Source organism: Roseivirga sp. (assembly GCF_965216855.1).
Taxonomy (GTDB): domain Bacteria; phylum Bacteroidota; class Bacteroidia; order Cytophagales; family Cyclobacteriaceae; genus Roseivirga.
The window spans coordinates 513598-537619 of record NZ_OZ244204.1; the positions used below are offsets into that span (position 1 = coordinate 513598).

The 24022-nt window shown below is 43.3% G+C and carries 21 protein-coding genes; 11 read left to right on the top strand and 10 right to left on the bottom strand.

From position 1 onward, the window contains the following. Window positions 1-10: 10 nt before the first annotated feature. On the bottom strand, window positions 11-1240 hold the full coding sequence (locus ACOOEY_RS02300; RefSeq protein ID WP_420387056.1) for a M20 family metallo-hydrolase: 1230 nt from the start codon (window positions 1238-1240) through the stop codon (window positions 11-13). Window positions 1241-1376: 136 nt separating this feature from the next. Beyond that, window positions 1377-3437, bottom strand: coding sequence for a methionine--tRNA ligase (gene metG / locus ACOOEY_RS02305; RefSeq protein WP_420387057.1), 2061 nt, complete (start codon window positions 3435-3437; stop codon window positions 1377-1379). A 234-nt stretch (window positions 3438-3671) separates the two neighbouring features. Here metG and ACOOEY_RS02310 point away from each other — a divergent pair, with 234 nt between their 5' ends. Next, entirely contained in the window at window positions 3672-4247 is a 576-nt protein-coding gene (locus ACOOEY_RS02310; RefSeq protein ID WP_420387058.1) for a carbonic anhydrase, read from the top strand. Between the two features lie 2 nt (window positions 4248-4249). Here the strand turns inward: ACOOEY_RS02310 and ACOOEY_RS02315 are convergent, their stop codons facing one another. Further along, window positions 4250-5194, bottom strand: a complete 945-nt coding sequence (locus tag ACOOEY_RS02315; RefSeq protein ID WP_420387059.1) for a hypothetical protein — start codon at window positions 5192-5194, stop codon at window positions 4250-4252. A gap of 21 nt (window positions 5195-5215) precedes the next feature. After that, the gene (locus ACOOEY_RS02320; RefSeq protein ID WP_420387060.1) at window positions 5216-6178 is read right to left on the bottom strand and encodes a sodium-dependent bicarbonate transport family permease; all 963 of its coding nucleotides are present in this window, start codon (window positions 6176-6178) and stop codon (window positions 5216-5218) included. Window positions 6179-6270: 92 nt separating this feature from the next. On the opposite strand from ACOOEY_RS02320, the gene ACOOEY_RS02325 reads away from it, so the two are divergent. Further along, complete coding sequence (locus tag ACOOEY_RS02325) at window positions 6271-7197, top strand: LysR family transcriptional regulator (protein WP_420387061.1); 927 nt, start codon at window positions 6271-6273, stop codon at window positions 7195-7197. Between the two features lie 61 nt (window positions 7198-7258). On the opposite strand, the gene ACOOEY_RS02330 is transcribed toward ACOOEY_RS02325, so the two are convergent. Continuing rightward, window positions 7259-9817, bottom strand: a complete 2559-nt coding sequence (locus ACOOEY_RS02330) for a M14 family metallopeptidase (RefSeq protein ID WP_420387062.1) — start codon at window positions 9815-9817, stop codon at window positions 7259-7261. 202 nt (window positions 9818-10019) lie between these two features. Here ACOOEY_RS02330 and ACOOEY_RS02335 point away from each other — a divergent pair, with 202 nt between their 5' ends. After that, window positions 10020-10487 carry a cupin domain-containing protein gene (locus tag ACOOEY_RS02335; RefSeq protein ID WP_420387063.1) on the top strand — a complete coding sequence of 156 codons (468 nt, stop codon included), beginning with the start codon at window positions 10020-10022 and terminating at the stop codon, window positions 10485-10487. 31 nt (window positions 10488-10518) lie between these two features. Here the strand turns inward: ACOOEY_RS02335 and ACOOEY_RS02340 are convergent, their stop codons facing one another. Next, a complete protein-coding gene (locus ACOOEY_RS02340; protein WP_420387064.1) occupies window positions 10519-10857 on the bottom strand; it encodes a hypothetical protein in 339 nt (112 codons plus the stop codon). 204 nt (window positions 10858-11061) lie between these two features. On the opposite strand from ACOOEY_RS02340, the gene ACOOEY_RS02345 reads away from it, so the two are divergent. Continuing rightward, entirely contained in the window at window positions 11062-12642 is a 1581-nt protein-coding gene (locus ACOOEY_RS02345) for an aldehyde dehydrogenase (NADP(+)) (protein WP_420387065.1), read from the top strand. Between the two features lie 109 nt (window positions 12643-12751). On the opposite strand, the gene ACOOEY_RS02350 is transcribed toward ACOOEY_RS02345, so the two are convergent. Further along, a complete protein-coding gene (locus tag ACOOEY_RS02350; protein ID WP_420387066.1) occupies window positions 12752-13657 on the bottom strand; it encodes a hypothetical protein in 906 nt (301 codons plus the stop codon). 144 nt (window positions 13658-13801) lie between these two features. Beyond that, window positions 13802-15187, bottom strand: a complete 1386-nt coding sequence (locus ACOOEY_RS02355; RefSeq protein ID WP_420387067.1) for a glycoside hydrolase family 30 protein — start codon at window positions 15185-15187, stop codon at window positions 13802-13804. Window positions 15188-15341: 154 nt separating this feature from the next. Between ACOOEY_RS02355 and ACOOEY_RS02360 the strand changes: the two genes are divergently transcribed. Both ACOOEY_RS02360 and ACOOEY_RS02365 read left to right on the top strand, forming a co-directional pair. Further along, complete coding sequence (locus ACOOEY_RS02360; RefSeq protein WP_420387068.1) at window positions 15342-16337, top strand: SDR family NAD(P)-dependent oxidoreductase; 996 nt, start codon at window positions 15342-15344, stop codon at window positions 16335-16337. Window positions 16338-16365: 28 nt separating this feature from the next. Continuing rightward, entirely contained in the window at window positions 16366-17184 is an 819-nt protein-coding gene (locus ACOOEY_RS02365) for a helix-turn-helix domain-containing protein (RefSeq protein WP_420387069.1), read from the top strand. A 95-nt stretch (window positions 17185-17279) separates the two neighbouring features. Here the strand turns inward: ACOOEY_RS02365 and ACOOEY_RS02370 are convergent, their stop codons facing one another. Both ACOOEY_RS02370 and ACOOEY_RS02375 read right to left on the bottom strand, forming a co-directional pair. Next, complete coding sequence (locus ACOOEY_RS02370; RefSeq protein ID WP_420387070.1) at window positions 17280-19895, bottom strand: ABC transporter permease; 2616 nt, start codon at window positions 19893-19895, stop codon at window positions 17280-17282. Continuing rightward, window positions 19892-20221 carry a helix-turn-helix transcriptional regulator gene (locus tag ACOOEY_RS02375; RefSeq protein WP_420387071.1) on the bottom strand — a complete coding sequence of 110 codons (330 nt, stop codon included), beginning with the start codon at window positions 20219-20221 and terminating at the stop codon, window positions 19892-19894. The genes ACOOEY_RS02370 and ACOOEY_RS02375 overlap by 4 nt, the downstream gene beginning before the upstream one ends. 330 nt (window positions 20222-20551) lie before the next feature. Here ACOOEY_RS02375 and ACOOEY_RS02380 point away from each other — a divergent pair, with 330 nt between their 5' ends. The 5 genes from ACOOEY_RS02380 (at window position 20552) to ACOOEY_RS02400 (ending at window position 24008) form a co-directional block, all read left to right on the top strand. After that, a complete protein-coding gene (locus ACOOEY_RS02380; RefSeq protein WP_420387072.1) occupies window positions 20552-20920 on the top strand; it encodes a glyoxalase in 369 nt (122 codons plus the stop codon). 117 nt (window positions 20921-21037) lie between these two features. Then, the gene (locus ACOOEY_RS02385; RefSeq protein WP_420387073.1) at window positions 21038-22150 is read left to right on the top strand and encodes a serine hydrolase domain-containing protein; all 1113 of its coding nucleotides are present in this window, start codon (window positions 21038-21040) and stop codon (window positions 22148-22150) included. A 103-nt stretch (window positions 22151-22253) separates the two neighbouring features. Next, window positions 22254-22934: a hypothetical protein gene (locus ACOOEY_RS02390; RefSeq protein WP_420387074.1), complete on the top strand. Its 681-nt coding sequence runs from the start codon at window positions 22254-22256 to the stop codon at window positions 22932-22934. 100 nt (window positions 22935-23034) lie between these two features. Further along, window positions 23035-23346 carry a hypothetical protein gene (locus tag ACOOEY_RS02395; protein ID WP_420387075.1) on the top strand — a complete coding sequence of 104 codons (312 nt, stop codon included), beginning with the start codon at window positions 23035-23037 and terminating at the stop codon, window positions 23344-23346. Window positions 23347-23378: 32 nt separating this feature from the next. Further along, the gene (locus ACOOEY_RS02400; protein WP_420387076.1) at window positions 23379-24008 is read left to right on the top strand and encodes a YdeI/OmpD-associated family protein; all 630 of its coding nucleotides are present in this window, start codon (window positions 23379-23381) and stop codon (window positions 24006-24008) included. The last annotated feature ends 14 nt before the right edge of the window (window positions 24009-24022 follow it).

A 24022-nucleotide genomic window follows, 5' to 3' on the forward strand; every position in this document is an offset into this window, starting at 1 on the left:
TGATTTCCAATTAACTGATTCCTGATCTACCAATGACAGCCTGGAGCAACACATTAGCTCCATTCTCCACATCGCGGTCATGCGAGTACTCTGCTATGTTATGGCTGATTCCTCTGACACTGGGAATAAAGATCATGGTAGACGGGCAGTGATGGGCCATCATTTGTGCATCGTGACCGGCACCACTTGGCATTCTTTTATAGGTAAGTCTAAGGGACTTGGTAGCGGTCTGAACACTATCAGTCATGACCAAAGGGAAACGAACCGGGCTAAACCGAACCATTTCTTCTCTTTCAAAGCTCAGGCCATCACCCTCAACCGTTTCTGTTATGAATTCGTCTATTTCAAGCTGGGCCTTCTTCAGAAGCGTCTCATTTGTACTGCGCACATCTAAAGTAAACATGGCCGAGTCCGGAACTATATTGATGGCATCAGGTGAAAATTTAATAGAGCCAATTGTTGTAAGGACTGAACCTTCTTTCTTCCTGCAATACTCACCGATATATTGCTGAAGTTTGGCGGCTGTAAAGCCAGCGTCCTTGCGATAGTACACGGGAGTTGTACCGGCATGATTCGCTTCACCCTTAACGGTGTAGCGTGTCCAGTAAATACCCTGCACCTGTTCTACTACACCAATATCTATTTGCTCTAATTCAAGCACTGGTCCCTGTTCGATATGCAATTCGTAATAAGCATCAAATTGAATAGCACCGGGATCCATTTCACCGGCATATCCAATTGCCTCAAGACAGCTACCGACACTTTCATTGGCATTATCATAGGCCGGAGACTTGAGAATTTCTGCCAGGTCAGCCATACCGGCATAGACATGACTACCCATCATATCAGGGGCAAACCTCACTCCTTCTTCATTAGTAAAGTTAATGAGGGCTAATGGCTTGTCGGTCTCTATCTGGTTATCATTCAGGGTCTGAATAAGTTCCAGACCTGCTAATACACCCAGGACTCCGTCAAATCTTCCTCCAGCATAAACAGTGTCCAGGTGAGAGCCAAAAGCGACAGGCTTGTCGTCTTGTTTGCCCTTTCTGATTCCAATCATATTGCCCATCCGATCGACATGAACATCCAGTCCTGCTTCGATCATCTGAGACTTCAGTAAATCACGGGCTTGTTGGTCTTCTTTGGAAAGGGCTATCCGCTCAACGCCTGTTTCTCCCATCTTCCCTATCTGTGCATAGCGATCGAGGTTTTCCAGTAAACGTTGAGCATTGATTTTCATGCCAATAGATTTAGTTCTATGTATCTTCTTCCACCTTTCAGGCACTACCTCTAAGGGAGGACTATTGTGCAATCCGCATCAGTATCGACCTAAGTTTCCGCTGTGGGGATTGATGGTAAAAAACGACAACCCTACCTTAACTAACGGTCGAACCTGGGTTAACGTTCTCGTTTGGTTGAATTAATCTGAGATTGCCTTCAGCATCTTCAGCCATCAGAATCATACCTTCCGACACCGTACCCATCATAGGCCTTGGAGCAAGGTTAGCCACAATAGTTACTTGCTTACCGATCATTTCTTCTGGCGTATAGTGCTTGGCTATACCGCTCAGGATAGTTCTTTGATCAATACCTGTATCTACCAGAAACTGAAGCAGCTTATTCGATTTCTCCACTTTCTTTGCTTCCACGATTGTCCCTATTCTCAGGTCCAGCTTCATGAAATCATCGAATACTATAGTGTCTTTAAGCGGTGCTACTTCTACTTCTTTGTTCTCCATTTGATTTTGCTTCTTAGTGTTTTCCAGCTTTTGAATTTGTTCTTCTATTGTGCTGTCTTCTATTTTCTCGAATAACAGTTGTGCCTTTTCCAGTTGATCTCCTGCACTTAACAATTCATCGGACCCTGCATCAGACCAGTTCAATTCTCCCAGGTTAAGGAAGTCTCTTAGCTTTGCTGTACTGAACGGAATAAAAGGTTCTGCCACAATCGATAAGTTGGCCACCAGTTGAAGGGCGATATTCAGAATAGTCTTTACTCTGGCCTCATCTGTTTTGATCAGCTTCCAGGGTTCGGTATCAGCCAGGTACTTATTACCGATTCTGGCCAGGTCCATCATTTCTGCCAGTGCCTCTCTGAATCGGTATCTTTCAATAGCGGCTCCTACCTTTCCTGGTACCTGACCTAAAGCATTGAGTACTTCAGAATCTATATCGAAGAGTTCTCCCCTTTCAGGTACTTTGCCATCGAAGTATTTATGCGTCAGTACAACAGCCCGGTTGACAAAATTACCTAAAATGGCTACCAGTTCACTGTTGTTTCTGGCCTGAAAATCCTTCCAGGTAAAGTCATTATCTTTTGTTTCAGGGGCATTGGCACAAAGTGCATAACGCAGTACATCCTGTTTACCCGGTAATTCTTCAAGGTACTCATGCAGCCAGACGGCCCAGTTTCTTGAAGTTGAGATTTTATCGCCTTCGAGATTGAGGAATTCGTTGGCTGGCACATTATCCGGTAAAATATACTCCCCATGTGCCTTTAGAATGGCAGGAAAAATGATGCAGTGGAAAACGATATTATCCTTACCGATAAAGTGTACCAGCTTGGTATCCTTATCTTTCCAGTAAGGGGCCCAGTCGGTTCCCTTTTCATCGGCCCACTCTTTAGTAGCTGAAATATATCCGATTGGCGCATCGAACCAGACGTAAAGCACTTTGCCCTCAGCACCTTTTACCGGCACCTTTATCCCCCAGTCCAGGTCGCGCGTCATGGCCCGAGGTTGAAGACCTCCGTCAATCCATGATTTACACTGCCCCCAGACATTCGACTTCCAATCACTTTTATGACCTTCAACAATCCATTGTGTCAGCCATTTCTCATAATTCTGAAGTGGCAGGTACCAATGTTTGGTTTCCTTCAGGACAGGAGCATTTCCACTCAGGGTAGATTTGGGGTTAATCAGATCTGTAGGATTCAAACTTGAGCCGCAATTCTCACACTGATCGCCATAGGCTGAAGGGTGACTACACTTAGGGCAGGTTCCGGTGATATATCGGTCTGCCAGAAATTGTTTGGCTTCTTCATCAAAGTACTGCTCACTTACTCTTTCTTCGAACTTACCGTCATTGTAAAGCTTCTTGAAAAACTCCTGAGCGGTTTCGTGATGAACTGCATTAGATGTTCTGGAATAGATATCAAAAGAGATTCCCAACTGATCGAAGCTACCTTTGATCATGTTGTGATACTTATCTACGATTTGTTGCGGGTCGATTCTTTCCTTTCTGGCACGCATGGTAATGGCCATGCCGTGTTCATCGGAGCCACAAATAAAGGCTACATCTTCTCCTTTGGAACGCAAATAACGCACGTAAATATCAGCCGGCACATATACTCCTGCCAAATGACCGATATGAACAGGACCATTGGCATAAGGTAAAGCGGCTGTAACAGTATGTCTTTTGAAATCTGTTTTAGTCATGGCTGCAAAGATAGTTTTTAGATTTCTGAAGTCAGATTTTAGAACACCAAATTTAGCTTTGGTCCAAGGAAGATGTCATTTTAACTAAAATAACAGGCCAACTCATGGTGAACAGGTCAATCTTGCAGTGGCCCATTCCTCTGAAAGAGTTTTCCGGTTATCACAAATATCTTTATCATTGAAACCCTGAGCCAGTCTCAGCCATATACTAAGAACCATCAAAATCATTTTTTTATGACTGCACAAGAAGCATTAAAACAACTCAAAGAGGGAAACATCAGGTATGTAAAAGGTGAATTGAAGCACCCTCACACAGACCCTGACAGACGTGGTGAACTCACAGGATCTCAGCACCCATTCGCTGTCATTCTGAGCTGCGCAGACTCCAGAGTTGTTCCTGAATTACTTTTCGACCAGGGTTTAGGAGACTTATTCGTCATCAGAGTAGCCGGTAATGTGGCGAAAGACAAAGTAATCGGTAGTATTGAGTATGCGGTGAAATACCTGAACTCCAAGCTCGTGGTAGTGATGGGGCATGAAAGCTGTGGTGCTGTTAATGCCAGCCTGGGAGATACTGATCCGGGTGGACATATTGGATCTATTATAGAGAAAATCAAACCAGCAGTTTATGTAGCCAAGAAAATGCCAGGCGACCTACTGACCAATGCCATTAAAGTCAATGCTCAGATTGTTTCTGAAGAGCTCAAAGATTCCAAGCCAATACTCAATGATCTTGTCAAAGGCAGTGGAGTAGAAATCGTTTCAGCCTACTACAAATTGAGTGATGGTACCGTTGAATGGATGGACTAGTCTTAAGATAAAAACTTCAGGAGGGTTTTTAACAGACCCTCATTTTCCCCTCTCTCCTTTTGTATCAATGTAGTTGGGAAAAACTTTGTCTGCATGAGACCTTCTGTCAAAGAGCTCAACAAGTCTACCGAAGACACCTCATTGTCCTTTGAACCAACAATAAGCAAATCGGGAGATACCTGATTGACATATCTGATTAAGTCTGAAGCTCGCTTCTCCAAAGTAGAGTAAGCCATTGCTTCGCTCCTGGCAGATTTGAGGCCTACTTTTACCAGGTAATCATTTAAATCATAATCTGCATTAGCCTGCAATCTCTGATTAATTAATGTGCTCTTACCATAAAGTTCATTGACCTCATCGACACGTTCAAAAACCTTGTCCATATAGCGCGAGGCATCTCTGAAAGTATGAACTACAGTGAAATTAGTCAGAGGGCTTTGTTCCTGCAATTCCTTAATTGTAGCTATAGCCAGATCGGAGTAGTTGGAGAAATCAAGATGAGCCAGAATATGGTTTAATTGCAGTGATTTAGATTCAAGCAATAAGACACTGCATGGCGATTTCCTGACCAACTTTTGAGCTCTTATTGGTAATGCTTCCCTCGAGGCTTTTTGAAGAATCATCAACTCAGTATTATCCTGCTTACAATACTCCAGTATCTGCATGAGTGAGTGCTCTTCAACAGCGGAGACTTGATAAGAATGGTCTGAGTGTAAAACCGATTTTAACCTAACTTCCAGTTGAGACTTTTGCTCATGTAATTCAGGGTGTCTGAGAAATGGTAAATCTTTCAATACCTGCCTGGGTAAATCTGGCTTCCTATTGGTAAGCACCACATGCATTTGAATGGGTAGAAAGATATCAGCCAGTTTAGAAACGTTGTCCAAAAAACCTGAGTAATCTTCCGTGTCACTCAGCATTACCAACCACTTTTGATATTTTCTCATTGACTTTAGTAACCTTGATTTTTAGAAAGTGTTCTGAACGATGGTCAAGTACAAAGGTAAGCCTATGGTGATGTTGACCGGGAATGTAACCGCCAGGGCCATTGGTAAATAAATACCCGGGCTGGCCTTAGGCACAGCAATCTTCATGGCTGCCGGAACAGCAATGTAGGAGGCACTGGCCGCTAGTACTGAGAGAATAAATCTATTACCCGTATCTGCAGTTATCAGACCAGATAAAACAGCTACCAGGCAACCGTTGAACAGGGCCATCAATATACCGAAGGCTGTGGTGAACCAGCCCTTTTCGAAGAACGACTTTAAGCGCTTGCCACTGGCAATTCCCATATCGAGTAAGAAAATGGCCAGAAAGCCTTTAAATATGTCGGTAGTGAAGGGTTCAATACCTTGTGCCTGCTTTTCGCTGGCCACCCAACCAATGACCAGACTACCTAAAATGAGCAGCACACTACCATTGGTAAAGGCATGCACAATGATGGATTTCAAACTGCCATTGGTAGAGCCATTGGAGAATTTTCTTACCAGAATTACTCCCACTACAATGGCCGGTGCTTCCATGAGTGCCATAATGGCCACCATATGGCCACCAAAGTCAATTGCCTGCATTTCCAGAAAGGCTACGGCTGTAATGAAAGTTACCGCACTAATGGAACCATAAGCCGCAGCTACAGCTCCGGAGTTCTCTACAGACAGTTTTCTCTTCAGAATAAAGAAGCAATAAATGGGTATGCATACCGCCATAAAAATGGCGAAGACCACCGATGAAATAATCTCCATAGAAATGGCACTATGAGCCAGTTCCTGTCCTCCTTTAAATCCAATGGAGAACAAGAGGTAAAGAGAGATAAACTTGGATGAGGTTGGTGGGATTTCGAGATCGCTCTTAAACTGGACTGAAAGAACCCCTAAAATGAAAAAGAGAAGTGCGGGGTTGGTCAGGTTTTCAATTAGTAATTCTAAACTCATCTAAACTGTTTTCGTGAACCTGAGCCCAAAGATGTACGATTGATTTAATAAATTTTCATTTATATTTATTATAAAATACATAAACAAAATTTATGAATTATACTCTACACCAACTGAAAGTCTTTCTAACTGTCTGTCAGCTAAAGAGTATCACCAAAGCAGCTGAGGCCCTTCATTTGAGCCAACCAGCCGTTTCTATACAATTGAAAAACCTTCAGGACCAGTTTGAAATACCCTTGACAGAAGTGGTGGGCCGTAAATTATACATCACAGACTTCGGGCAGGAAATTGCCTCGGCCAGTGAAAGAATTCTCAATGAAGCGGAAGGGATCAACCAGAAGATCCAGTCCTTTAAAGGGCATATCAGTGGTAAACTGAGCATATCTGTTGTCTCTACAGGCAAGTACATTATGCCCTACTTTCTAACTGATTTTCTAAGGGAACATCAAGGCGTTGAGTTGAAGATGGACGTAACGAATAAGTTTTCCGTAGTAGAAAGTCTGGAAAACAACCTGGTCGACTTCTCACTGGTATCTGTACCACCGGGTAATATGCCTTTGTCTTCTATTGAATTGATGTCGAATAAGCTATTCTTGGTAGGAAACCCTTCTCATCCCAACTTCAAGGAGGCCAGGCAACCACTGAGTTATCTTAAAAAGGTAGACCTCATCTTCAGGGAGCCTGGTTCCGGCACCCGTCAGACCATGGAAAGATACTTTCAACAAAAGAACATCGTCATCAGAAAGAAGATGGAGCTCACTTCGAATGAAGCGGTAAAGCAGGCGGTAATTGCCGGATTGGGCTTTTCCATTATGCCGCTGATCGGCATCAACAATGAATTGAAAAACGGGGACTTGAAAATTATGCCTATTGCGGGTTTTCCCTTAACCTCGCAATGGCAGCTCACCTGGCCCTCCAGCAAGAAGCACTCCCCTGCCGCCAAGGCTTATCTGGATTTTATAGCCAGTCATAAGAGTTCTATTATCGACAAACAATTTGGCTGGTATGAGCAGTACTAAAAAAGCCGTGCAACATAACCCAAAGGCACATTACACGGCTTTTGATTTTATAGGCTAGAAACTATCTGCCTCTGTTCAATTTATTCTTTCTTGCTCCCTGATAGATAGCATTAAAGATCAGTTTATAAGTACCTCTCGGTTGACCTCTGAACTGTGGTTTGAAACCAAACAACACCAGATTTCCACCTCCGTACTCGGCATTCAACATGGCAGATGTACCGGCCAGGTGTTCTTCTTCTCCCAGGGCCCATCCACTCATTAACAGGTCTTCATCGGCATATCGGGCAATTTCCTCTATGCCTTCTGCTCCTTCTTCAACGGCAAAAGCGCCACTATTATCGAATGAGGCTGCCACCTGCGGCATCATTCCAAAAGCCAGCGGATTAGATGTATCAATATTGGTTCTGATCAATGAACCCGGAATAAAGAACTCATTGCTACTCAGTCCAGAAAGTACGTTTTTAACCGGAAGGTTAAATTTTTCAATGGCAAATTCGGTCGAAGAATCGAAGAAGATGATTGAGCCTCCGCTCTTGGCATAAGTATCCAGAGCCTTCACTCCTTCTTCACCAATACCTCCTACAAATCTTGCTGGTGCTCTTCTCTCGCTATTACCCTCCATGATACCTCTGGTGCTCTGTGAAGGGAAAATGATCGCACTGTACTGTGAAAGGTTACCACTTTGAATTTCCTCATTATGAAGGGTATCGATATCAAATTCGAATTGCTCGAACATCCAACGGCTCCAGCCTTCATCCATATTGGCCTGCCATGATTTGTAAATACCAATCTTTACCGGATTCAGTTCAGCCAGTTCAGAAGTCGGTTTAGATCTGAGTCCGGTAAAGTTCAATCCAAGTTCCTGGCTTAGGGTTTTCACCTCATCATCGAGACCTCTTTTACTCCTTACCACCACTGTACCGGCTTTTAGATCGCCTTCATCGGCTCCCAGAATGCTTACTGAATAGCCTTCCTTCTGCAATCTGTTAATAGCTTTAGCACTGAGGTTGTCGCGGTTAGAGAAAGCATAGCCATAACGAGCAGTGCCGCTCACCATACCAGGAGTTGGCTTAAGTTTCTCAGTAATTTCTTCAGCTGAGGCATTGAATGAAGTAGTCACTCTGTCAACCTGAACTCCCATTTGCATTGGCAATGTCCATCCGGCCAAATCATATGGCGGCATTGGAGGACCTCCAGGATAACGGAACTGATCAGGATAAACCTGCTCTTCCATTAAATCGGCCAGGAAAGGTCTGAAAGCCTGTGCTCCGTAGAAAATAATTGAGCCAGCCTCATAAGACTTACCATTCACTGAAAAGTCAGCTGTTGCCTGATGGGCTTCAACCCCGCCCTGCATGAGGATATTGGTGAGGTTAATGGCCTCACTAGGATTCCACTGATCTTTAGGGATCACATAAGCAAAAGCACCTGATTGATCTTCAATAGCATCTCTACCCATGCTGTAGATATTAAAGAGGAACTCGTCTTTCTTATCTGCTGCCAGGTCAAGTACAGCCATAGAGGCTTCGAGCATATAGTCAATGGCTGACCTGAAGTGCAGGGTTCCGCCTTTCCATGGATATGGATAGAATATCTCTGTTGAATTAGACTGCTTTCCACCCACAAAGTCAGGCAATTGCTCAGGATCATATTCTGTAGGACTTGGGCTTGGCTGAGCCGTTTCTGTTAAAATACCAATCTGGTTATGGTAATATGGTGCAGTTCGCATTCCACCATTCCAAAACATGCTGTAAGATGTAGTAGCAATGGCACCCGGCATCTTCTTCATGGCGAATCTATTGGCCATGGCGGTCCCTACAAGGTTAACCCCTGTCGTAACTCCGGGGTGAATTTTAGGATTCACAGGACTTCTGAAGGGAGGAATAAAGATCATGGCCCATCGCGGAGCTGTCTGGTGGTGGTTGTGTACAATTTGCGGATACCACTGATCGTACAGTACCGTAGTTACGGCACGGGTCTCAGGCATATTGTTCATAAACCAGTCACGGTTATTATCATGACCAACATACTTCTGGTAAAGTACGGGAGGTCCTGAACTTTCATAAGGTGTACCCAAAGTCTTGCGGTACCAGTCAACCACAATATCAAGACCATCAGGATTGATCACAGGCACAACCAGGGTAATGACATTGTCTCTGATTTTCTGCATTTCTTCTGACTCTTCAGAGGCCACCCTCCACATGAGTTCAGAAGTCATTTGAGCGTGTGCCCTTTCCGTGGCGTGCATACCACCATCGAACCAGACAATGGCCTTTCCTTCTTTAGACATGGCCCTGGCTTCCTCCATAGTAATTTCGGCACGCGAAAGCTTTTCACTGATCTCTCTCCACTTTTCCAGCTGAGCAATATTCTCTTCGCTGGAGATGAAAACCAGTTTGATTGGCCTACCCATGACGGACTTACCTATTTCTATCATCTTCACGCGATCAGTCGAAGCGGCCAGTTTATCATAATACTCCAGCATCTGATCATAGTCTGCCAGTTTGTAATCGGCTCCTACTTCATGACCAAATGTTTCTCTTGGGTGAGGAATTTGTGACTGTCCAAAAACAGCCGTACTGACAAAAAGTGCCAGACAAATGCTTATTAGTCTTTTCATATTGGGTTAAAGATTTGGCTTAATATACCACCTTATCAGACATCAATCTCCTCTTAATTAGACGACCCCTACATATTTAAAATGAATGGGAAATTATTGGTGTAGGCTGTCAACTGCCTTTCACTCCACTTAATTCCTCCTCATTTATTTGTGAGAATTGAGAATCACACGGATATTGATATTCAGAAATTGAAACGCGCTTATGAACATCAATACTAAATCTACCCTGCTTACTTTTAGCCTAATGCTCATCTCTGCTTTCGCAGGATGGAAAGGACATTCTCTGTTTGACAAGGGAATAGATAGCCAGATCATAAGTCGCAGTGAGGCCGAACACCTGACAGAAGACTGGGGGAAACTGATTGTTTATACACCAGAAGAAGGCACAGAAACTTTCGGAACGAAAAATACTTTAACAGCCGTTGCGGAGATTAAACCAGGACAGCAGATACATCCTCCGCATCAGCACACTGCGGAAGAATTCATTTACATTTTAGAAGGTAATGGCACCTGGAGTATGAAGGGGGAAGAAACCGATTTGAAAGCCGGGGATGTAATGTATGCAGCGCCCTGGGACTGGCACGGGCTCACTAATACGGGTGATACTACATTGAAGTTTTTTGTAGTGAAGTGGGATAACAAAGGGGTTGAAACACCTACCAAAAGATAAGCTCCCAACCCCTTTAGTGACTGTTATTAGACTATAGAATGATAATAAGAAGCAAAATCACGATGATTGCTCCGGTGGAAATGAAAATTCCTCCGGAACGGTGATGATGTTCATCTCTCTCCCTGATTTCTCTTCTCATTTCTCTTAACTCTTTTCTGAGTTCCTTCTTCTCGTCTCTGCTCAATTCAGATCGATCCATTTCCTTGATTTCCATAATACGGTCTTCAATGGCCCGGACTTCTTCAGCAGTAAAAGGAACAACTTCTTCATTTTTTGCCGGCTCCTTATCCTTTTTATCTCCCGGGTCGGTAGACGCAAAAGCAGGTGCACTAAGCATTAACATGATTAAAAAGACTGATAGTTTTTTCATTGGTTTAAAAATGTGGTTGACAAAAAAACAACTTTAGTATTCTTGAAATGTTCAGAACAAAAACGACTCCACTTTTTGGAAGCCCGAATTTTATGGCCTGAATTGAATTTAAAATGATTGGCCCACTGACGCAACAGACTTCTTATAATTCTTCTTGTTGACCGAAAGGCTAATTTGTAGTTTCAGGCTTTCAAACCCTGACCTATGACTCAAATTACCGGACATCAGCTAATAGGATTTTCTACCTCTGCTCAAGGCACTGAAACATTTCAGGCAGCCAATCCTGCCCAGGCATCAAAACTGGAAGTGAACTTTCATGAAGCTACCAGCAACGAAGTACATGAAGCAGTAGAAAAAGCTCAGGCAGCATTCCAACTATTCAAAAAAGTATCTAATGCCCGGAAGGCACAACTTCTCATAGATATTGCCGATGAAATTCTGGCTTTGGGAGATACCCTCATTGAGCGCTGCATGGCTGAAACAGCCTTACCGCGTCCAAGGCTGGAAGGTGAAAGAGGCAGAACCATGAATCAACTGAAGCTTTTTGCTGAAGTGGTGAAAGAAGGCTCATGGGTAGATGCCCGAATTGACACTGCCATTCCGGACAGGCAACCACTTCCCAAGCCAGATATCCGTCAAATGCAGGTAGCCCTTGGTCCGGTAGGTGTGTTTGGCGCCAGCAACTTCCCCCTTGCCTTTTCAGTAGCGGGAGGAGATACAGCCTCTGCGCTGGCTGCCGGTTGTCCCGTGGTAGTAAAAGGACATCCATTACATCCAGGAACCTCTGAGTTAGTTGGCCATGCCATAAACAAGGCCATCCAAAAGAATGGATTACCGGAAGGTATTTTCTCACTCGTTCAGGGCACAGGAATTGAAGTAGGGATGACCCTGGTACAACATCCCGGAATTACAGCTATTGGTTTCACCGGATCTTACCGGGGAGGAAAAGCACTTTTTGATGCCGCCAACCAACGAGCCGTGCCTATCCCTGTTTATGCTGAAATGGGCAGTACTAACCCGGTTTTCATGCTGCCCGGGGCTCTTGAGGCAAAAACTGAAGAGTTAGCCAAAGGACTGGCAGGTTCATTCACCTTGGGGGTTGGACAGTTCTGTACCAATCCTGGAATGGTTATACTACCCGAACATGAATCAGCAACCACTTTTAAAAATATATTGAACCAGGCCAACCAGGAATCTGCAGGAGGCACCATGCTATCGGCCGGCATCAAGAGTGCCTTTGAACATGGGGTCAGTCAGTTGAAAGAAAACGGAGCTGTTTCCTCAATAGGCAGCTCGCCTAACACTGCCGAAGGCAATCAGGTACAAAGCCATATTTTCGAAACCAGTCTGGAAGAGGTGATTAAAGACAGCAGTCTTCAACATGAAGTGTTTGGACCTTCTACCCTCTTGGTCAATTCATCCGGAAAAGAAGACATTCTGAATTTTGCCCGAAATCTGGAAGGCCACCTCACTGCCACCCTATTCGGTACAGAGGCAGACCTTGCTGAGTATGCCGAGTTGATCGATATCCTTGAACAAAAGGTAGGACGTATTATCTTCAATAGTTTCCCCACCGGGGTTGAAGTATGTCACTCTATGGTGCATGGCGGGCCGTTCCCTGCCACTACGGCTCCACAAACCACTTCAGTAGGCACGGCAGCCATCAAGCGTTTTGCCCGACCTGTGTGTTACCAGGGATTCCCCCAGAGCGCCCTGCCTGAAGCACTTAAAGATGAAAACCCTTTGGGTATCTGGAGATTGGTTGATGGTGAGTTGAAGAAGTAATCAATCATCAGCTTGGTAAAAAAATTGAATTAACCTCACCCTGAGCTTGCGTACTCATCCTCGATTGTATCGAGGATGCCTGAGAAGTCAGTTTATAACTGACCAATAATTAATCCTTAGGTGGCTTACATCCTTCAGGTAATTCAAAGCGTGGAGCACAGGCCAGGGGAATGCTCTTATTCTGGCCATTTTTCTGATAGAAGTCTGTCAGACTAATGGTTTTAGAATAGCCATCGTCCATCACGAAGAAAACCTCATGCTTTAGGAGAATATCATCCAAAATGGTGATGGTACAATCCAGACATTCCTCCCCGTTGGGCTGATAGCTAGGCAGAAAGACCTGATTCTGACCTTTTTCATTTCTCAGTCTGCCGATACCTGAAGCACCACGTGCGTCAAAAATGGGTTCAGTCTCCGACTTATTCAACCATTCAAAATCCTTGCATTGAATATTGAGAGGAATCAAATCTACTCCCATATCTCCGCAAGACATTTGGTCTTTATCAACCTTATAGTAGTAGTCGACATTTACATAGTTCAGGTAGACTTTCCGAAGGATGTTATAATTGAGATTAACAATCTGAACCGGCTTTTCACCGAAGAAGGTAAAGCGATCTGGAATCACCAGGCCTATAATGGCCTGCTCATTGCTGCTCTCACCTCCATTCATCATTTCCATGACGGGAGGCGAGGCCATATAATACTTGGAAACAAAGTAGCGCCTGCCCTCCTCTTCTCGATAGCCATAAGGCACATCGGTAAAAACCTGGTTATCGACTCCCCATTCCAGGTTCTTTTCCCCATTCCATACTCTCTCTCTGGTGGTTACTTCTGTATTACATCCATAAAGCGATAATTCATGCCTCTGAGGTGGTTTTACCGGAGATTCTCCCAGGTTGAAGTTGACATAACCAAAGCGAGATTCATACCATGACTCATCCTGATTAGAACATTCCGTACTGAGCAATAAAAGACTGGCGCAGAACAGCACCATAGGTTTGATTGAAGGTTTCATATGCGTGTGTTTATACTTTGAAAGTAATCCTAATTGGGGTTTTCTGCTAATGGACCAGGCAAATATTCACTCCTCAAAAACAGCAATAAAACAGTTTAGATAAATATCTATACTTCACATGAGGTCATCATGCACCAATCAGACTTAGTTTAGCATGAATGTACCAACCGAGCCAGCTGTTAAACTGGTTTCTATTGTCTTTCCATCTAGTTCAATCTTTAGAGACTTATCTGTATCACTTTCATTTAAAGCAATCAGTACAACGCCTCCTTCTGGTGTCTTAAAGGCCACATTTGCTAAACCTTCAGAGAGATTGGAGTAGATTCTTACAGAACCAGGCCTCACATATTTAGAGGCTTGTGCGATGATGTAATAGGCGGGGTTTCTGGTCACCTGATCCCCATCAATGGTAACAGCACCCAGGCAGCGATCGCATCCTCCTCTATCTGTATGGGGCTCTAAGGAAGGATTAGAAGAGAGGTTCCACTCTAATACAGTTTTGCACCAATTGCGACTGGCTCCAATAATGAGCTCACGCACATGCCAGTTAAAGTCTCCTGCGAAGTTTCCGGGAGCTCCAACCCATTGCTCAGTGAAATACAGGTGCTTATCGGGGTGAGCCTCATGCACCTGAGAAATGGCCTCTACTTCGCCTCCATATAGATGAAAGGCCGAACCATGGATATACTTTCTGGCTTCAGGATCATTCAATACGGTGATAGGATAATCAGGCCGATCTGCATTATGATCATAGATAATAATTTTGGCATCAATTCCATTGGCTTCAAATGCGGGTCCAAGATGTTGCCCCACAAACTCTGCCTGTTGCTCCGGTAGCATCAATAAACTCGGGTTGTTACCGGGATGCAATGGCTCATTCTGCACGGTCATGGCGTCAATGTGAATACCTTCACTTTTCATGGCGGTTATGTATTTCACCAGATACGCTGCATAGGTAGCATAAAACTCTGGCAGTAAACTTCCCCCTCTGGAATCGCCATTGTCCTTCATCCACCTGGGAGGTGACCAGGGAGAAGCCATTAATCGCAAATCAGGATTGATGGCCAGAATCTCTTTTAGGACAGGAATCAGATATTCCCGATCTCTTTCTATGCTGAATGAATTCAGCTCAGAATCTACTTCTCCCTCAGGTATTTCAGCATAAGAATATGGGTCAGGGTCCAGATCAGAAGCCGCCACGCTAAGCCTGATATAGCTTACCCCAATTCCATGGTCTTCACTAAATAAGTCTTCCAGTAAGTTTCTTCTGGCTTCTTTGCTCATGCCCCTTAAATGCATGGCACTCCCTCCGGTTAGTGTATAGCCAAAGCCATCCATTTCCTGAAAAGTCTGTTTCGAATCAATGACTATAGTCACTGGTGTCGTATCAGCCAGAGGCTCGGGTAAAGGCTGAACCTTTAATAATTGAGTCTGATCGAAGCTAGTAACCATAACCTCGAAGTTGTTCTGAGTACTATCGCAAGCCCAGATAACTATAGCTATCACACAAACGACAAACCTGATTTTCATACATCGTGCTTTTGTAATTCAATTAAGGCATTTTTTTCTCAACCCCCTTCTTAACCCAAAGAACATGGACGTTTCAACAAAGTGAATTTGGACGTTTCAACAAACCTACCACACACCTTCCTCATCTACTTTTGCCAAAAACAAAAAAATAAAAATGAGACATCATAATTATCAAGGGGCACTACAGAAACCCATCAACTCAGGCTTCAATAGCCAATCAACCTCTAGTGAGGTCATTAAAGGAATTGACCTGAAAGAAAAGGTGGTGATTATAACAGGCGGTAACACTGGTATAGGACTAGAAACCACTAAAACACTGGCCAAAGCCGGTGCAACCGTTATTATTCCCGCAAGAGACATTGAGAAAGCTCAAAAAAACCTCCAAGGCATAGAGAATATAGAACTAGCAGCCATGGACCTGATGGACCCTCAATCAATAGATGAGTTTGCCGAAAGATTTCTGGCATCCAATCGACCACTTCATCTACTGATTAATAATGCCGGCATCATGTGGGTTCCCTTGCGGAGAAACAAGCAGGGAATCGAATCTCAACTAGCCACTAACTATCTGGCAGCCTTTCGTTTGACTGCAAGGCTATGGCCTGCGCTCAAAGCAGCTAATGGTGCACGTGTGGTTAATGTATCATCTCAAGGTCATCAGTTCTCGAACTTCCACTTTGAAGACCCCAACTTTGAGAAACGTGATTATGAAACCCTACTAGCCTATGGTCAGTCGAAAACAGCACTCAATCTGTTTTCAGTTGAATTAGACAATCGGGCTAAGGCGTTCAATGTGAGAGTCTATTCATTACATCCGGGTTCAATTGGGGGAACTGAATTAGCCAGAGAAGCCTCCCTTGAATTATTTCAGCAAATGGGTTTTTATGATGAAGAAGGAAATATTTTGCCTGAAGTTGCTTCATCTTTAAAAACCATTCCACAAGGAGCCGCAACAACAGTTTGGTGCGCAACCAGTCCTGCTCTGGAAAATATAGGAGGTGTTTATTGTGAAGATGCAGACATTGCCTCACTCGCCACTGACACTCCAAATTCTAAGGGTGTAAAACCTTACTCTCTTGATGAATTAGACTCTCGTCAATTATGGAAGCTGAGCGAAGAATTTACTGGCATCAGTTTTCAAATCAATTGATAGCCCTAACTTTAGATAACACAGGCATATGGATTTTCAATTAAAATACCTCACTTCAGATATTAAGCTCTCTTCTTTCGATGACAAGCTGTTTAAAACGGAAGTAGTATTTGATCATCATATGCTTGTGTGGTTTATCTCTGGAGAAACCAGGATCATTCAGGCGGACAGTAGTTATACTTTTAAGGCCGGGGATATTTTTCTCATACCGAGAAATCAACTGGCTACAATAATCAACTACCCAAAGGATGGACTACCACATAAATCAGTGGTAATGCATCTATCAATCGACAGGCTTAGGGAATACTACAGTCATTTGGATGTGTTATCTACTAAAGTCAGCGCACCAAGAATCGTCCATTTTAAAGATCACCCTTTACTTAAAAGCTGCCTGGCCTCGTTGGTTCCTTACTTTGACATGGAAGAAGAAGTGTTTCCAGAAGAAATTGCCCAGTTAAAGATCACAGAAGCCATATCGATCTTACGGTCGATAGATAAGGACATAGACCACCTATTAGGCAACTTTGAAGAACCACATAAAATCAGTTTGTCAGACTTCATGGAAAAAAACTTCATGTTCAACATGCCGCTGGAAAGTTTCAGTTACCTAACCGGCAGAAGCCTGACTACCTTTAAGCGTGATTTTCACAAAGCCTTTAAAATGACACCTCAAAGATGGCTGACCAAAAAAAGGCTGGAGTTAGCCCATTACCACCTTACTGAAAAGAAGCGAAAACCAGTTGAGGTTTATCTGGAAACAGGCTTTGAAAACCTCTCTCATTTCTCTTATGTATTTAAAAAACACTTTGGAATTACCCCCTCAGCACTGATTGAACAAAGTACATAGAGCAATCAAACTAGTAAACATTCGATGCTTTAAAAGAAATAGAGCCAGAGCATCGAAAAACTCTCATTCCTCCAGCCCTATTCAATAGTTTCAGTTTATTCCACTCTGAGTGTTTCTACCGGATTCGACTTGGCTACACGGATTGATTGCAAACTCACGGTTAAAAGTGCCATTAGCCAGGAACCTACCCCCACGATCAGGAATACACCAAAACCCATGGTGATGTTGAAGGCATAACCACTGAGCCAGTCATTCATAAAGAACCAGGTAATTGGAGCGGCAATCACAAATGCTATAGAGACCAAAATGGTGAACCTTTTGGAGAGGATCATTACTATCTGCTGCATGGAAGCACCCAGCACTTTCCTGATTCCCATTTCCTTGAGTCGTTGCCTCACGGTAAAAGAAGCCAAACCGAATAACCCCAATGAAGCAATGATGATGGCCAGCAATGACAGGATACTGATCACTTTGGTCAGCTGTTGTTCCGAACGGTACATCTCATCGATATGCTCATCAAGGAACTTGTATTCGAAAGGTCGGTTAGGGAAAAGACCAGTCCAGACCCTTTCAATACTCTCCAGGCTTTCTCTTACTCCTCCTCCCTTAATCTTCACATTAATCTCTACCCAGTTTCCTCCAAAGTTTTCGCGACTCATAAACAGAGGCTCTACCTTAAGGCTCAGCTTGTTATAGTTGAAGTCCTTAACGACACCCACGATGCGCCCCAGCGTATCTACCCCTCCATAATGGAAAGGCATACCTATCACTTCAGCACCACTGGCTCCAAGCTCTTTAGCCAGGCTTTCGTTAACCACAAAGCTCATCCCATCCTCATCGGCCGCATATTGGTCACTGAGTCCGCGCCCCTCAACTATTTCCATGTTATAGAAGTCCATAAAGTTGGTCTCCACTCCTACAAAAGAGCTGGAACCATTGATCAAAGCCGTATCAGCCCTGTATTGCATGGAAGTTTGGTGCAGGTTATTACCCAAACGCTGGGTAGTGGCAGTAACCCCACTCACATTGGGCAGGTTATTGATCTCGGATTTTAAAAGCTCATACCTGGCATTGGTATCCTGGTACATATCAATCGCTAAGACATTTTCCTTATCAAAACCCAGGCTTAGGTTCTGCATATAATTCAATTGCTCCGTAGCGATGACTGTACCAATAATGATGGCAATGGCAATGGCATACTGAAATACTACCAGCGCATTTCGGAAGAATGAGGTACCACGCTTCATCACGTTCCCTTTGAGCGCCATAACGGTGTTAAAGCCGCTCATGACCAAAGCGGGATAGATACCTGAAAAGAAACCAATTAACAATGTCACCAGCAAAATCAGTAGCAAATTGACTGGCTCAAAGAAGAACATGATACTCAGTTCCCGGTCAATAATCTGATTCAATGGCCTGATCGCCAATACACAAAGTCCAATAGCAATGAGTAAAGAAAATGAGGTCAACAGGATCGATTCAGTCATAAACTGATTGGTGATCTGACTTTTGAACGCCCCGATCGACTTTCTCACCCCTACCTCGCGGGAACGGGTAGCCGCTCTGGCAGTCGATAAATTCATAAAGTTGATACTGGCAATCAGTAGAACGAAAAAGGCGAGTATCAGGAAGACATTCACAGAACTACGGGCGAACTTATTGTAGTTGTTATAGTCATGGGTGATATCCATTGAACCCAAGTGCACATCAGTCAATGGCTGCAGGAACAAGGTATAGTATTCAAGTACTTCCTCACCCATATATTTCACCAGAAAATCATCAAACTTGGCATCGAGGTTTTTGGGGTCGGCATTGGGCGTCAGTTGCAAATAGGTGTTGAGGTAATTAGAACCCCAGGCATTCAACCTGCCCTCAGTGTCCCATTGGGCGGTACTGATTAAAGCATCGAACTGCAGGTGAGAGTTATCGGGTACATCTTCAAAGATACCCGTTACCTTAAATTGATTACCAGCACTGGTCTTCACCACCTGTCCCATAGGGTCCTCCTCACCAAAGATGCGATTGGCCAGGCTTTCACTGATCAATACATCGTAGTTGTCCTGGAAGGCATTCTCTCTGCTCCCTTCGATCAACTTAAAGTCGAACATCTGGAGGAAAGAAGTATCTACCCTCACCAGATTGTCCATATAAACCTGTTTGTTGTTGTACTCAACCAAAGTACGTCCAACCGTCCAGTAACGGGTGAAGTTGACCACCTCCGGGTAGTCGGCCATGATATTAGGGCCCATGGGATACATAGACAGGGCTACTTTCTGCTCAGAGACGGCTCCAAAGCGCTGCACCTCATCTAACCGGTAAATGTTTGCCTTCTTCTCATGAAAGCCATCAAAGTTCAATTCGTTGTTAACGAACAGTAAAATCAACAAACAGGCTGCCATTCCCAGGGCAAGGCCGGTGATGTTGATAAATGAGTAACCCTTGTATTTCAGCAGGTTACGAAATGCTGTTTTTAGATAGTTTTTGTACATGACCAGTGGGTTATAAAATTTGAGTTTTCGTTTTAAGTCTGCATTTCGAACCGATAGCAACACATCTTTGTAGTAGTGCAGCCCGGCTCGTGTTTTCCCCATACTCTCAAGTCTGTCCTGATAGAGCTCTGTCAAATCACCTTCAAATTCATCGCACAGCTCATCAGAAATCAGAAGATGCAGCAGCCTTCTTCCAAACTTTGGCGGATTGACCTGTTTCATTTTTGTGTTGAAAGTTGAGGTATAATGTTCCAGAATGATTGTCTCAGGCTTTGAGCCTCTTTTAAAGACTTGTAACCATAAGCGGTGACCCGGAAAAAGCGTTTACTCTTCCCCCCTCGCTTATTGGTAGCTCCACCAACCTCTGACTCCAGAAACCCTTTGTCTTCCAACCTGTACAGGGAAGAATGGATCGCGCTGATATTGACCTTGCGCTCCGCCTTCTCTTCTATTTCTTCTTTGACAGATACGGCATAGGCATTCTCTGCCAATGCAGCTACTGCCAACAGTACTAGTTCTTCAAACTCTCCGAGATGGGTTCCTTTCATTATCCTCAATTTTGTAAACAATATAGAGAATGTTTTGATGTAATACTGATTACTTATTTAATCGTTACACCCCGTTGAAAAATTTAACATTTGAGTCGACTGCCAAACGATAAAACTGGTGAAAATAAGCACAGGAAATACGGCCTTTTTTATTGATTATGAAGGTGTTAGTAAAAAAAACGAATACCAATGGTCATTTTGTTGAATTCCTGAAACCATTCGGTCTTTTGAGGTTCTGGTCACCAATCCATTGATGCGTATTCAAATCCGCTGGACAAAATCATTTTTGCAGAGTTAACAGCTTTCAGCAATTTTCTTTAAACTCAGCTTATGAAAGCACAAACCAAATCAATTCGCCCCTTTATTGGTGCCAGGAATTACCAGCAGTCAAGGGCTTTTTATCGCGATTTTGGATTCCAGGAAGTTGAGCTTTCTACGGATATGTGTGTCTATAAACTTCGAGACAACATTGCCTTCTACCTTCAAAAGTACTTTGTGAAAGACTGGGTTGAGAACACCATGCTATTCCTTGAAGTAGAGAATACGGAGGAATTCCGTTTGGAATTGCTTCAAAAAGAGCTGGTATTGAAATATCCCGGGGTACGGATTTCGGAAATCAGAAATGAAAGCTGGGGACGAGAGTTCTTTGTCCATGATCCTAGCACCATACTCTGGCACATTGGTGAGTTTTATACTTAGACTGCCACTTTTTACTTCATTTCCCCATGGGGATAATCTTCCTCCTTGTAATTTTAATGACCAATTTGACTAAAAGTCATCTCACTTGACATAAAAGAAGATAAAGCCGTCTTTTTCATGAAGCGTATATTCACACTCACTATTGTTGCCCTACTCACCAGCCTGATTTGTTCCGCTCAGACTGAGTATAGATATACTCAGCCTCAGTTACTTGGAGATGGCTGGGAAACGGCTAACTTAAAATCCACAGCATTTGATACAACCAGGCTTTACGCTTTCTTCAATCAGTTGACAAAAGAAGACCATGAGCTACACGGTATGTTATTAGTCGACAACAACCAATTGGTTCTTGAAGAATACTTCAACGGCTACAATGCAAGTCAGCCACACGATCTTCGTTCTGTCAGTAAAAGCATTATTTCCATTCTGCTCGGAATTGCCATTGATGAGGGAATCATCGATGACATTAATGATCCAATCTCTAAATATCTTAAAAGCCATAATCCAGAGAAGAACCTGGATAATCGTAAAAATGAAATAACCATCGAACATCTATTAACCATGTCAGCCGGATGGGACTGTAACGACTGGGATAAAAACTCGCAGGGGCAAGAAGATCGGATTTATAAGAAGAAGGATTGGATTCAATACACACTGGATCTTCCTGTAATCAATGACCCCGGCTCTGTTTCAAATTATTGCACCATGGGTGTGGTTATATTGGCAGAAATAATCAGTCAGGCTTCAGGATTATCTATCGACCAATTTGCCAGAGAGTTTTTATTCGAACCACTAGGAATCAAAGATTATCAATGGGGTCATACCAGTAAAAAAGAGGTTATTGAATCAGGAAAAAGACTCTATCTTACCCCCAGAGACCTTGCCAAAATTGGCCAGCTTATTCTGGATCAGGGCCGTTGGAATGGACGGCAAATAGTATCAGCCTCATGGATTGAAGCCGCCACAACCAGTCACACCAGCATTACTGGTGTTGAGTATGGCTATTTATGGTGGAACATACCCTTTCATCTGGATGGAAAGGCTCTGGTTTCTAAAACAGCCACCGGAAATGGCGGACAGTACATCATGGTAATTCCTGAAATTAATATTGTAGCTGTTTTCACTGGTGGGGCTTACAATTCCCAGGGTGACAAATTGGCTTTTGCCATCATCCAAAACGTACTGCTTCCTTCTTTGAACCCTGCCAGCATAAAACCTGAAGAAAAGTGAGTCAAAGACTACCGGAGTAATGGAATCGACAATTGTCAGTATGCTGATCGGCTTTTAATTGAACATCATACTTTTCTTACTACTTTAGATGAAACCTAAAGTCATGAAACATACATTGAAAAGAAACCTACTCTTTTTCACCCTCCTCCTGCTCTTACCTCCGATAAGCCATGCTCAGAATTTTCAAGGCACGGTACAATACAAAATAGAGATGATGAACCCTAACCCTCAAATGATTTCAGACAGTCTATGGCAAGCCACCTTGAAGCAAACACTGGGCGAGCGCGGCTATATGGTCCAGAAGTATTATTATCACGGAGAAAACTATGCCTCTGATATAATAGCAGGTGGCCAGAGTGGTTACCAGGTTTTCAACCCGAAAGACAAATTGATCTATTCCTGGCAAATAGGATCAGATACGGTCACCACCATTAACAGCCGAAAAAGTATAGACAGCTTTATAGAGTTTATAGAAAATAATGATACTGAAGTTATACTGGGAATCCCCTGCAAAAGCCTGACGGTTAAGACCAAATTCGGAACCACTCAAATCTGGTACAACAGCAACTACCTAAAGGTTGATCCTAAGTCTTACGAAGGGCATATTTATGGGCAATACAGTTATATCACGGAAAGGATTAAATGTCATCCTCTCAAAACAGAAATGAAAAGCTTTGCAGGACATATTATTTCTACTGTAGTAGCTCTTGAGGAAGGAGAAGTAGACCCTGAGAAATTCAACATCCCTGAATTCAAAGTTGTGATGGCCAATCCTATTAATTAGATTTTTATGGATAATTTCTTCCTCTAGCTTGAAATGGTTTTTTAGAATATTATCAGTTTTTCTAATAGCGGCCCTCCTCTACTTTGCTTTTATATTATTGATGGCTTTTGAACCAGAAATTAGCAATTGGAAGAATCGTAGAAATTTTGAATCGCTTGAATGGAAGAAATGGGTAGAATCTGAAAATACTATGTCTGTTCGTTGGGATATGCGAAATGACCTATTGAAAAGACATAATTTGGTAGGAATGTCGACTAAAGAGATCATCTTCCTGCTTGGTGAACCAGATTCTAAATCCAAATTTAATATGCACTACAATCTTGGAATGGCCCGTTTTGGAATTGATACCGGCTACCTTGACCTAACCATAAAAGAAAATAAAGTCACTAAAGTAAACATAGGTCATGGTTAGAGTTCTCATAATCACTTTTAGTAATTAAGTATATGTCTAAAAGAATCGTAGAGATTGACCATTACCTGGAAGAAGGCTGCGGACGTTGTCCCTTGGGAGGCACACCAGATTGTAAAGTGCACTCATGGACTACAGCGTTGAAAAAGCTACGCAGCATTGTTCTGGAAACTGGCCTGAATGAAGAACTAAAATGGTCGGTTCCATGCTACACCTACAAAGGCAACAACATACTGATAGTCAGTGCTTTTAAAAACTACGCTTCTGTTAGTTTCTTCAAAGGGGCACTACTGAAAGACACCGATAACTGGCTGGTAAAGCCAGGTAAAAACTCGCAGGCCGCCAGATATCTAAAATTTACCGATCTGTCTCAAATCACTGCAAAAGAAGAGGATATTAAGGCCTATATCTTTGAGGCCATAGAAATAGAAAAGGCCGGTCTGAAGGTTGAATTCAAAAAGAACCCCGAACCAATGCCTCAGGAACTGATTGATCGGTTGGAACTTGATTCCAAACTCAAAGCAGCTTTTGAAGCATTAACACCAGGCAAACAACGAGGTTATATTTTACACTTTTCTCAACCTAAGCAAAGTCAGACACGCCAATCCAGAATTGAGAAATGTGTACCTAAAATCCTTAAGGGCCGGGGTTTTCATGATAGATGACCATCGGAAGTCAT